This window comes from Pseudomonas sp. RSB 5.4, from assembly GCF_037126175.1.
GTDB lineage: Bacteria > Pseudomonadota > Gammaproteobacteria > Pseudomonadales > Pseudomonadaceae > Aquipseudomonas > Aquipseudomonas fluorescens_H.
Genome location: NZ_CP146986.1, coordinates 5,118,399 through 5,130,139, shown reverse-complemented (window position 1 = coordinate 5,130,139; position 11,741 = coordinate 5,118,399). Strand labels below are relative to the sequence as shown.

At 61.9% G+C, this 11,741-nt stretch carries 11 protein-coding genes; all 11 read right to left on the bottom strand.

Annotated features, from left to right (window positions below; all coding sequences use genetic code 11):
- Positions 1 to 2: 2 nt before the first annotated feature.
- The gene (locus V9L13_RS23160; RefSeq protein WP_338800635.1) at positions 3 to 899 is read right to left on the bottom strand and encodes an antimicrobial resistance protein Mig-14; all 897 of its coding nucleotides are present in this window, start codon (positions 897 to 899) and stop codon (positions 3 to 5) included.
- On the bottom strand, positions 899 to 2,029 hold the full coding sequence (locus V9L13_RS23155; RefSeq protein ID WP_338800634.1) for a glycosyltransferase: 1,131 nt from the start codon (positions 2,027 to 2,029) through the stop codon (positions 899 to 901). The genes V9L13_RS23160 and V9L13_RS23155 overlap by 1 nt, the downstream gene beginning before the upstream one ends.
- Positions 2,013 to 3,770: a carbamoyltransferase gene (locus tag V9L13_RS23150; protein ID WP_007967355.1), complete on the bottom strand. Its 1,758-nt coding sequence runs from the start codon at positions 3,768 to 3,770 to the stop codon at positions 2,013 to 2,015. The genes V9L13_RS23155 and V9L13_RS23150 overlap by 17 nt, the downstream gene beginning before the upstream one ends.
- 171 nt (positions 3,771 to 3,941) lie before the next feature.
- A complete protein-coding gene (locus tag V9L13_RS23145; protein WP_338800633.1) occupies positions 3,942 to 4,277 on the bottom strand; it encodes a YceK/YidQ family lipoprotein in 336 nt (111 codons plus the stop codon).
- Between the two features lie 213 nt (positions 4,278 to 4,490).
- A complete protein-coding gene (locus V9L13_RS23140) occupies positions 4,491 to 5,942 on the bottom strand; it encodes a lipopolysaccharide kinase InaA family protein (protein ID WP_338800632.1) in 1,452 nt (483 codons plus the stop codon).
- Entirely contained in the window at positions 5,942 to 6,694 is a 753-nt protein-coding gene (locus tag V9L13_RS23135; RefSeq protein ID WP_338800631.1) for a lipopolysaccharide kinase InaA family protein, read from the bottom strand. Before V9L13_RS23135 ends, V9L13_RS23140 begins: the two co-directional genes overlap by 1 nt.
- Positions 6,691 to 7,425, bottom strand: coding sequence for a lipopolysaccharide kinase InaA family protein (locus V9L13_RS23130; RefSeq protein WP_003221011.1), 735 nt, complete (start codon positions 7,423 to 7,425; stop codon positions 6,691 to 6,693). Before V9L13_RS23130 ends, V9L13_RS23135 begins: the two co-directional genes overlap by 4 nt.
- Positions 7,425 to 8,231 carry a lipopolysaccharide core heptose(I) kinase RfaP gene (gene rfaP, locus V9L13_RS23125; protein ID WP_338800630.1) on the bottom strand — a complete coding sequence of 269 codons (807 nt, stop codon included), beginning with the start codon at positions 8,229 to 8,231 and terminating at the stop codon, positions 7,425 to 7,427. The genes V9L13_RS23130 and rfaP overlap by 1 nt, the downstream gene beginning before the upstream one ends.
- The gene (locus V9L13_RS23120) at positions 8,232 to 9,353 is read right to left on the bottom strand and encodes a glycosyltransferase family 4 protein (RefSeq protein WP_338800629.1); all 1,122 of its coding nucleotides are present in this window, start codon (positions 9,351 to 9,353) and stop codon (positions 8,232 to 8,234) included.
- Positions 9,353 to 10,414: a lipopolysaccharide heptosyltransferase I gene (gene waaC, locus V9L13_RS23115; protein WP_103485549.1), complete on the bottom strand. Its 1,062-nt coding sequence runs from the start codon at positions 10,412 to 10,414 to the stop codon at positions 9,353 to 9,355. The genes V9L13_RS23120 and waaC overlap by 1 nt, the downstream gene beginning before the upstream one ends.
- A 1-nt stretch (position 10,415) precedes the next feature.
- Entirely contained in the window at positions 10,416 to 11,450 is a 1,035-nt protein-coding gene (waaF, locus tag V9L13_RS23110; protein WP_103485550.1) for a lipopolysaccharide heptosyltransferase II, read from the bottom strand.
- Positions 11,451 to 11,741: the final 291 nt, after the last annotated feature.

The window sequence follows — 11,741 nt, the reverse complement described above, 5'->3', positions numbered from 1 at the left end:
ACTCATACGGTGAACACCGGCACAGGATTGCACCAGCGATCCTTGTATTCACGGTCGGCACGACCGAAGGAGAAACGCAGCGGCTTGTCCAGTGCCCGCGCGTGTTCCCAGGCACTTTGCGTATTGAGGAAGCTCAACACGCTGCCGGGGCTGAATTCACGGGTCTCGGGGTCAACGCCGCCGTTGATGTACTCGACGCTGATCCACTCCGGCGCTTCGACGCGGTACACCAGTTGAATGGCGATCGGCGCATCATTGAGGAAAATCACCGAGCCGATCAACAGCTCGCGCAGCAACTCGATGACCTCGGCCATGCGCGCCGCGCCGGTGGCCGGGAAGCCCCAGCGGCGCTGGAACAGATCACAGTAGATCGCCGCTAGTTCGGCGCTGGAAAACTCAGCGACCGGACGTACCACGCCACCCGCCTCTTCCAGCAGGCGCAGTTCGCGGCGCTGGTTGTAGCGAAACTTCTTCGACAGTTCTTCGGGCGTGCGGGCCATGGCCAGTTGCTCGGTCTGCAACTTCATGCCGCTGAAGCGGTTTTCGTTGAGCGCCGACAGATAGCGTGCGCGATGGCGCAACGGTGCCTGGGCATCGACGGCGGCCGGCAGGATCAGCTCGGCATTGCCGAGGTCGAACAGGCCTTTCTTGCCGTTACGCTTGAGCACGTCTTTGGACAGCGCCAGATCGCGGCCCCAGGTCGGGATCGCCGCTTTGACGTCACCGCCCTGCTCCCAGGCCAGATAACGCACCGGGATGCCGGCCAGATCAGCCAGACGTTCGACCACCATAGGATGCGTCGCGACGCTGCCGCCAAAACGCTGCCAGGCGGTGGCATAGGTGGAGGCGTCAACGGGCGACCAGCCACGTTCGCGCCAGCCTTGAAATCGGTTGAGCATCAGCCCCTCGGTGCCAGATCGGTAACTTGCGGCAGACGCCAGAAGGTGTCGCGCACCGCACGGTCGGAGAAACGCTCACGCAGGCGATCGAGCATCAGCTCGGCACACTGCCGGCGCTGCTGATCATCCATACCGGCCAAATGTTGCAGGCCTTGTGCAAGGTGCTCGGCATCGCCCAGCGGGAACAGAATGCCCACACCTTCGACCACTTCCTTCGCCCCGCCACACGCAGTGGCGAGCAACGGCACGCCAGCAGCCATGGCCTCCAGCAGCACCATGCCGAACGGTTCGTGATCGGAGCTCAGCGCAAACACATCGAAGGCACGGAAGTAATTGCGTGCGTCCGGCACCTGACCGAGAAACAGCACGCGATCACCAATACCCAGCTCGCGGGCCAGTTCCTTGAGGTCCTGCTCCAGACGGCCCTTGCCGAGAATCACCAATTGACTGTTGCCCGGCAAACCCGGCGACGCCGCGGCGAAACCGTGCAGCAAGGTGGCCTGATCCTTGTCCGGGTGCAGCCGTCCGACGTTGCCGACAATGAACGCATCCGCCGCCAGACCGAGGGTCTCGCGAGCCACGCGAGCTGACACCTGACTGGCCTGCAAGGCCGGCACATCGATGCGGTTGTACAAGGTCTGGATGCGGGTCGACGGCCATTTCGGCAGGCAACGACGCATGTCGTCACGCACCGCATCGGACACGCCGAGCAGGCTCAGGCGCTTGCGGAAAATGTGCGCGAACAGCTTGCGCGTGCCGCGTTTGTAATCGTCAAACGCGTGGTGCACGCCAATCACTGGCAGCGACGTGCCGAGCAAGGCGATGTAGATCGGCTTGAAGCGATGGGCGATGCAGAAACTGAAATTGCGTGAAGCGGCGATCTTGCGCAGATCGCCGATGGCGCCCAGCTTCAGACCACGAATGGCCTTGGAGCTGTATTCCATGAACAACACTTCATCGGAAGCACACGCTGCGGCCACCTCGCTATCGGCGGCCCCGGTCAGAAAGACCGTGGTCACCCGATAACCGGTGCCCGCGAACAGGCTGGCGTACTGCCGTGCGCAGTCGAGGAACGGCCCGTCATAGCCGTGACAGAACTGCAGCACATGGCGTTCAGCCGAGCGAGTCATAAGCGTTTGCGCCCTCTTTGACCACCAGAATGTCTTCCATGATCAGGTACTGCAGATCGGAGCCGAAGAACATGTTCAGGGCGTCGGTCGGCGAGCAGATCATCGGTTCGCCACGGCGGTTCAGCGAGGTATTCAGCGATACGCCGTTGCCGGTGAGGTTTTCCAGCGCCTTCATCATGTCGTAGTAGCGCGGGTTATATTCGCGCTTCAGCACCTGGGCACGGGAAGTACCGTCTTCGTGAACCACTTCAGGTACGCGGGTCTTCCACTCTTCCGCCACTTCGAAGGTGAAGGTCATGAACGGCGCCGGGTGATCGATCTTGATCATCTGTGGCGCAACGGTGTCGAGCATCGATGGGCAGAAAGGCCTCCAGCGCTCGCGGAACTTGATCTGGTGGTTGATGCGGTCAGCCACACCGGCCACGCTCGGGCAACCGATGATCGAACGACCACCGAGCGCACGCGGGCCGAACTCCATGCGGCCCTGGAACCAGGCCACCGGGTTGCCATCGACCATGATTTTGGCGATCTGCTCCGGCATGTTGTCGAGCTTGCGCCAGGTCGGCTTGTTCTCGTGACGGGCGCACGCGGCGATCACGTCTTCGTTGCTGTACGACGGGCCGAGGTAGACGTGTTCCATCTTCTCGACCGGCACGCCACGGGCGTGAGACACATAGGCCGCTGCGCCCACCGCGGTGCCGGCATCGCCGGACGCCGGTTGCACGAACAGTTCCTTGATGTCATCGCGGGCGATGATTTTCTGGTTCAGCTTGACGTTCAGCGCACAGCCACCGGCGAAAGCCAGTTTGCCGGTTTCCTTGAGCACGTCGCCCAGGTAGTAGTCGATCATCTGCAACGCCAGTTTCTCGAACAGCGCTTGCATGCTCGCGGCGTAGTGGATGTACGGCTCGTCGGCGATGTCGCCTTCGCGCTTCGGACCCAGCCACTCGATCAGCTTCGGCGAGAAGTAGAAGCCCTTGCCCTTCTCCTTGTAGCGACGCAGGCCGATCACGTTAGCGTAGTCGGTGTTGATCACCAGCTCGCCGTTCTCGAACGAGGCCAGGCGCGAGAAGTCGTATTTGCTGGCGTCGCCGTACGGCGCCATGCCCATGACCTTGAACTCGCCGTCGAGCATCTCGAAACCGAGGAACTCGGTGATCGCGCCGTACAGGCCGCCGAGGGAGTCCGGATCGAAGAATTCCTTGATCTTGTGGATCTTGCCGTTTTCGCCGTAACCGAAGAAGGTCGTGGCGTACTCGCCCTTGCCGTCGATGCCGAGGATCGCGGTTTTCTCTTTGAAACCCGAGCAGTGGTAGGCGCTGGAAGCGTGAGCCAGGTGATGCTCGACCGGCTCGATCTTGATCTTCTTCGGATCAAAACCCAGCTGCTCCAGGCACCAGACGATCTTGTTGCGATAGCGCTTGTAGCGACGGTTGCCCATCAGGATCGCATCGAGGGCGCGATCCGGCGCGTACCAGTAGCGCTTGGCGTAGTGCCAGCGGGCCTTGCCGAACAGGCTGATCGGGGCGAACGGAATCGCCACCACGTCAACGTCGGACGGCTTGATACCGGCCTGTTCCAGGCAGAACTTCGCCGATTCGTAGGGCATGCGGTTCTTTGCATGCTTATCGCGGACGAAGCGCTCTTCTTCAGCCGCCGCCACCAGCTTGCCGTCGATGTACAAGGCGGCTGAAGGGTCATGGCTAAGGGCGCCGGACAGGCCAAGAATCGTCAATGCCACAGGGTCTAGCCTCTTTAGTCTGCATTCAGGCGCGATGCGCCTTGAAAATTGATGTGCCCTCGCACCGGGCGAGAGACAGCTAAAGGGCGGGATTATAGCGTAAACGTGGCGGGAATGACCCTGTGCGAATTGCCCCAGGTGAATCGGCCAGGTGAAACCTTGCTTTCACACTCAATAACCGCCCGCGCGCCAATAGATACCGAGACTGCCGTCACTGGCTTGACGGTAAATCGTATACGGCAACACCACCGTATCCAGCACCCCGGACAACGGCAGGTCCAGCAGCACGAACGGCACCAGGACGCCGGAGGGGTCAGGGGGCGCGTGGAGTACGCAGAAGTCGAACGCCAGACCGCTGTAGATTCGCGGAATCGATTGGCAGTAGGTTTTCTGTTTGCGCATGTCGCGGGCGACGTCGGCGTCCATTTGCATTACCGAGGCGGCGGTGCCGCAGCCGGATAAAAGCCATGCGCAGGTGCTCAGTGTTACGGCGTTTTTGATGGTCAAGTCTTGCCCTCCGAAGTGGTCAGAGCAAGCTAGCATCGGGGCTGGAGCGGGCACAGTTCATGGCTTCTGGAGAAGCTGTAGGACAAATCAGTGGAATTTGTCCGTCATTGCTCAAGGGCAGATTTTTGAGGTTTTAAAGCCTTATCACGAGCAGGCTCACTCCTACAGGGGAATGCATTTCCATGTGGGAGTGAGCTTGCTGGCGAAGGCGGCTCAGGCCGCGCTGGAGATATCTTTGGGCAACCGCTGATCAATCACCTGATACAGCGCGCTGCTCTCGGGCCAGTTGCGCATGAACCGTGCCCGATCCCGCGCATAGGCCGGTGCGAAACTTCCGACAGAGCCGTGCTGACACATCGAATCCAGATCGATTAGCGCCCAGCGATCTCCCTGCCAGAACAGGTTGTGGCCCTTGAAGTCGCCATGGCTGATGCGCTCGGCGATCAACCGTGCGAACAGTTGTTCCAGGGCCTGCAACTCGGATTCCGGCGCCGCACCGCTTTCAACATACGGCGCAAAGCGCTCGATGATGTCCGGGCCCGGCAGAAACTCGGTCACCAGATAGGCGCGGCTGCGCAGCCACAAAAAGCGCTTTTCCAGCACCGCCAGCGGCTTCGGCGTAGCGATGCCGAGGAACGCCAGGCGATTGCCTTCGCGCCATGAATGCCAGGCGCGGCTCGGGCGCCAGAAACGCTTGAGCCAGTGCGCAAAGCCCTTGATGTTGTAACGTTTGATCACCAGCGTGCGCCCGGCCACCTCGACCTTGCCGACGCTTGCCGCACCACCGGTCTTGTACAGATGGCCCTGATCAAGCAGCGCATCAGCCTGATCCAGTACCGGCAGCATCGCCGCCTCTTCCTCTCGACGGATCGCCCGCAGGCCAAACGCTCCGCGCTGCACACTGAACAGCGTGCACTCGCGGCCGACCTTGATCAGGTAATCCTTCAGGCGCCAGGCGCGCACCCTGGCGATCTGCTTCTGCAATGCTTCCAGCGGCAGCGCATGCTCGCTGTTGCTCAGCAGGTAATACACCAGCAATTCTTCGGTGAACGGCTCCAGTGACTTGGGCAACTGGGCGAAAAACACCCCGAGGTTTTCCAGCACTTTCTGCCGCGACAACGGCTGGCCAGCGGTCTCGGCGCAGATCCCGGCACCATCGATCAGGTACAACTGACTGCCATGGCGCAGCAGGTTGTCCAGGTGCAGGTCTTCCTGCCACAGGCCTTTGCCATGCAGTTGACCGATCGCACCCAGCGCCTCGGCGAGTACCGCCGATTGCTCGTCCGCCAGCACCGGCAGTGATTCGACTTTCTGCCAGGCATCACCGAGGCTTTCAGCACCTTCGAGGAACTCGAACAGCAGCCAGCCGCCCTCGCCATCCTTCAGGCCATCAGCCAACAACAGCGGCGTGGTCAGACCTTGTTCGGCGAGCAACTTGACGCCCGCCAGTTCGCGCTGAAAATGCCGCGCAGCCTTGCTGCCCACCAGTAATTTGGCCAGCACCGGCCGCCCGCGCCAGACCCCGGCACCGACATAGCGCTGCCCCGGCAGCACCCGCAGCAGGCTCAGCAACTGTAAATCCGCGGAACCGGCGGCATCGGCCAGCGTGATCGTCAGCGGCAGACTCGGCGTGCGCCCGGCATTTTTCAGTTCGGACAACTGCATCAACGGGCCTCCTTGCGACTGCGCCGTGCAGTCAGGCGCGTCACCCAGCTGTCGACCAGCGAACTGTCCAGCGGCTGATCGAGATACGCCGCGAGCAACTCGCGCAGTAGCGCCTCGCTCCATTCAGGTGCACGACGCAGCAGCGGCTCCAGATCCTTGACCCGATCACGCATGCCGAACAGCAGTGGTCGGGTCTTTTCCAGGTCGATCAACTGCGCCCGATAGGCGCCGCCATCAGCCTGCAAAAAAATGTGTTTTGGATAAAAGCAGCCGTGCACCTGACGCACGCCGTGCAGGCGGCGCGCCAGTTGTCCGCAAGCCTTGAGAATCGCTGATTGCTGCACGCTGGTCAGTTCCGACCAGCGTTGCAATAGCGAGTCGAGATCGTCCCAGCCATCGAGGGCACGGGTCAGCAGGATCGCCTGAACATCGCCCTTGACCTTGCGCTCACCGAAAAACGCCGCTTGCAGCGCCGGAATCCCCAGCTTGTTGTAGCGGCTGATATTGCGGAACTCGCGGGCGAAACTCGGCTCGCCGAACGGCGCGTGCAAGGTGCGGGTCAGGTAGTTGCTCTGGCGCTTGAGGTAGTAAGCCTGCCCTTCCAGCTCCAGACGAAACACGCTGCTCCAGCCACCGCCATCGGTGTTGGGTTCGTCCACGGCTTCGAGCTGTTTGGCCCAGAGCGCGTCGAAAGTGCCGAGGCCATGACGCTCAAGCAGCGCCCGGTCTTCAGCGGCCAGGAAATCAGTCATTCACGTCCCTCGAAAAATCTCACCACGTGGCGAATCCGTTTCTTGTCGGCAGCATTGAGCCGATCACGTCCGCGGTATTGCAGGTAGAAACGCAGGCGCTGGGTATTCGACAGGTGATACTTGGCCACCTTGTCGAGACAGGCCAGATCCTTGGTGATCCGGTATTTAAGCCAGAAGCCGCGCCAGAAATCGCCGTTCGGGCAGTCGATCAGAAACACCTGTTCCTGATCGTCGATCAGCAGGTTGCGCCACTTCAGGTCGTTGTGGGTAAAACGGTGATCGTGCATGGTCCGGGTGTAACCGGCCAGTTGCCGGCTGATGCCATCCACCCACAGGCGATCCTTGAGTTTCGGATCGTTGCGCTCGGCCAGCGCCGAGAGGTCTTCGGTGTGCGGCAGCTCGCGGGTGATCATCGCGCCACGGGCATAAGCCGCGCCACGTCGTTCCAGGCCCCAGGCCACCACTTCGGCGGTGGGAATGCCCCACTTGGCGAAACGTTTGAGGTTCTGCCACTCCATCTTCACCCGGGGTTTGCCCAGGTAACGACGCAAGCCTTTACCGGCGCCGACGTAGCGTTTGACGTAGTAATTCACGCCGTTGCGCTGCACGCGAATGACTTCGGACAGCGGATCACGGGTCAGACGTTCGCCCTGCAGGGCAAACACCGCTTCGAGGCTGCCGAAATCTTCAGTCAGTTCGCCGTATTGCGGTTCAAGCGTCCAACCCGCCATCAGAGCGCATCCCCGTAACGCTGTTTGCGCGCATAGAGCTTGTTGGCCTTGCCTTCGAGCCAGCTCAGCAACGGCGCTTCTTCCGCCAGGATCTGCCGCAGCGGTTGCTGGAAGTAGCCTTTGAGGAAGCGCAGCTTGTCACGACGGGTCAGGCCGATGTCCAGTGCCGAAAAATACAGCGCGGCCAAATCCTTGTTGCGCCAGCGCTGAGTAATTCTGGGGCGGGTCTGGGCGCGGTGCAGGTCGATCACCGAGAGTTTGAAAGCGTCCGGGGTGACCGGTTTATCGGTGTGCAACAGAAAGTGGCAGATGTAGCAGTCGCGGTGGTTGACCCCGGCGCGATGCATCATGCCGGTCATGCGCGCGACTTCAGCGATCAGCGCGCGCTTGAGTGTCGGCTGCGGCGGGTTCTTGACCCAATCGATGCTGAAATCTTCGAGGCTGATGGTCGGCGCCAGTTCTTCGGTGACAATGAACGAATGCTGATCCGCCGGGTTGCTGCCCTTCTCGCCGTAAGCCACGGCGGTCATGGTCGGCACGCCGACTTCCTGCAGACGCTGGATCGCCTGCCACTCCTGACCCGCGCCGAGCACCGGCAGCTTGGCGGTCAGCAGGTTCTTGAAGATCTCGCCCCAGCCGATGCCACGGTGGATCTTGACGAAAAATCCGTTGCCGTCGACTTCCGTGCGCAGCGTGCGGCGAGCTTCCAGCTCGCGGTAGACCTCGCCCTGCAAGCCTTCGACTTCGACGAACGGGTCGCGCCCGGCCCAAAGGCTCTTGAACGGTTCAGCCAGCATCAACTTCATTTAAGCGTGCTCCGCCAGAATCACATCGGCCGCGTGCTGCGGCATGCTGTAGAGGTCGGCCGTCTCGGCGAAGGTCAGACCATTGCGGCTCCAGGCCGCGCGTGCAGAGGCGTCGCCCAACATCTCAGTCAGGTATTGCGTCAGTTGCGCCTGATCGAACGGCTCGTCCAGCACTCGCCCGGCATCTGCCTCGGCAATGTAATGGGCGTAACCGCAGACCGCGCTGACCAGCACCGGCAAACCGGCGACCAGCGCTTCGAGCAGCACCGTACCGGTGTTTTCGTTGTACGCCGGGTGGATCAACAGGTCGGCGCCGAGCAGGAACCGCGGAATATCGCTGCGGCCCTTGAGGAACGTCACGTTGTCGCCCAGGCCCAAAGTGGCACTCTGCATCTGGAACAATTTGGGGTCATCCTGGCCGATTACAAACAGCCGGGTGCGCTTCTTCAGCTCGGCGGGCAGTGCGGCCAGCGCCTTGAGGCTGCGATCGACGCCCTTGGTCTTGAACCCGGAGCCGATCTGCACCAGCAGCAATTCGTCGTCCGTGAGGTTGAATTCGGCGCGGAAACCGGCGCGAATCTCGTCGGCATCCGCCGGCCGACGACGATCCTGGGCGATGCCCGGCGGCAGCAGGTGGAAGCGTTCAAGCGGCGTGCCGTAGTGCTTGATGAACAGCGGCTGCTGCACTTCGGAAATCATCAACACTTCGGTTTTCGCATCTTTGGCGAACACCGCGCGCTCGTACTCGGCGAAGTGCCGGTAGCGGCCCCAGCGGCGGTACAGCGAATGGCGCAGATTTTGCGCCTTGTCTTCGAAGCAGCCGTCGGCGGCGTAGTAGACGTCCAGCCCCGGCATCTTGTTGAAGCCGATCAGGCGGTCCACCGGACGCTTGGCCAGATCCGCCTCCATCCACGCGCTGAGCTTCTCGTTGCGCCGATGGTTGAAGAACGCCTTGACCGGCGCCACCAGCACTTCGAAACCGGGCGGCACGTCGCCTTCCCAGATCAGCGTGTAGACACGAATCTGGTGGCCGCGCTTCTGGCATTCGAGGGCGATGCGCATGAAGTCGCGCTGCAAGCCACCGAACGGGAAATATTTGTACAGGACAAAAGCCAATTGCATCAGCGCAGCTCCTCAGCCATTAACAACGTGCTCAGTCGGCTGGCGACACGCTCGGGATTCAGACGCGTGAAGCACAGGGGCTGCTCGCGCTTCAGGTCAAACTGACGGGCATCCTGCGCGGTCGGTTGATACGTACATTTCTTTTGCAGGCAAGGGGCACAGGGGAAATCACTGGCCATGTGAATCTGCACCTTGCCGTAGGCGCCGGTCAGGCCCGGATTGGTCGGGCCGAACAGCGAAATCGTTGGCACGTCCAGCGCGGCCGCCAGATGGCCGAGGCCAGTGTCCACCGCCACGCAGGCCTGGGCGCCGGCCAGCACTTTGCCGACCCCGGCCAGATTCAGCTTCGGCAGCACTTCGGCGTGCTTGAAACCGGCGGCAATCCGTTCGGCACGGGCCTTCTCCAGCGGGTTGCCCCACGGCAGTTTGACCCCGACGCCCAGATAGCCAACGCGTTCGGTCAGCTCGCGCCAGTAGGCTTCCGGCCAGTGCTTGGTGTCCCACGTGGTGCCGTGCAGGAACACCACGAAGGCGCTCTTGCGCGGCAATTCCACCAGTCGCTCGACGTTGAGGCCGTAATCGCCCAGACCTTTGGGCAGGTCATAACCGAGGGCGATAGCGAACAACTGGCGCACCCGCTCAACGGCATGCTGCCCACGGGCCACCGCCAGTTTGCGGTCGTAGAAACGTGCGGCGATCGGCTCGCGCGCCGAGCCTTTGTCGAGGCCGGCCACCGGGGCTTTGACATAGCGCGTCAGCCAGGCACTTTTCAGCAGGCCCTGAGCGTCGATCACCAGATCGTATTTATGGGCGCGCACGCTTTGCTTGAAGCGCTTCCACTCGCCGCTCTTGATCGTCTGCCAGAGATTCTTGCGCCAGCGGCGGATCGCCACCGGAATCACTTTGCCGACGGCCGGGTGCCAGGTCGGGATCTCGGCAAAGCCCTCTTCCACCACCCAGTCGAACTTGATTCCGGGAATGGCCCGGGCCGCGTCGGTCAGCGCCGGCAACGCGTGAATCACGTCGCCCAGCGATGAGGTCTTGATCAGCAATACCCGCAACTTAATGAACCTCGACCACAGTGCCCTGCAATTTCTGCAAGGCATCGTTGACCGCGTCCGGCATCAGCTGGCGCAGGCAGTTGTAATGGCCGAATCGGCAGGTACGGTCGAAACACGGACTGCAATCGAGACCCAGCCGAACGATTTCGACGTGCTCGGCCAGCGGCGGGGTGAAGCCCGGCGAAGTCGAGCCGTAGACCGCCACCAGTGGACGGTTCAGTGCTGCCGCTACGTGCATCAGGCCGGAGTCGTTGGACACCACCGAATCGGCGCAGGACAGCAGGTCGATGGCCTCGGCCAGCGAGGTGCCGCCGCTGAGGTTGACCGACTCTTCACGCAGGCCGGGAATCAACCGTGCGCGGATGTCTTCGCCCACCGCGTGGTCGTTTTTCGAGCCGAACAGCCACACCTGCCAGCCTTCGCGAATCCGCGCTTCGGCGACCTTGGCGTAATGCTCGGAGGGCCAGCGCTTGGATTCGCCGAACTCGGCGCCGGGGCACAGCGCCAACACCGGGCGGTCAAGGGTCAGGCCAAATTTCGCCAGTGCCGCTTCGCGGGTCACCGGATCGATTTGCAGGCTCGGACGCGGATAAGGTTTCGGCAGCTCGGCGTTCGGCTCGTAAGCCAGGGCCATGAAGCGTTCGATCATCAGCGGATAACGTTCTTTATCCAACGTGCGCACGTCATTGAGCAGGCCGTAGCGGAACTCGCCGCGCCAGCCAGTGCGCTGCTTGATGCCGGCGAAAAACGGCACCAGCGCCGACTTCAGCGAGTTCGGCAGCAGGATCGCCTGATCGTACTGACCGGCCAGGGACTTGCCGATCCGCCGACGCGTGGCCAATTCCAGCACGCCATGGCCGAGCGGAAAGCTCAAGGCCTTGCGCACTTCGGGCATGCGTTCAAGGATCGGCCGGCTCCACTCGGGGGCCAGCACGTCGATTTCGCATTGCGGGTGGCGCTGCTTGAGACACTGAAACAGTGTCTGCGCCATCACCATGTCACCGACCCAACTGGGCCCAACGATCAGAATATTCATGTGGTTTCCATAAACGAACCGGGGAGGCATTTACGCCTCCCCGCCTCGAGAATTCTACAAACACTGTAGATCTGCTGTGGGAGCGGGCTTGCTCGCGAAAGGGTCTTCACATCCAACATTATTGTCGTCTGATACTCCGCTATCGCGAGCAGGCTCGCTCCCACAGGGTTTCGCATTCGGCCCTGCATCTGCAATTCAACGCAGATCCACTGTGGGAGCGGGCTTGCTCGCGAAGGGGCCGTCACATCCTGCATCGGTGGTGACTGACACTGCGCTTTCGCGAGCAAGCCC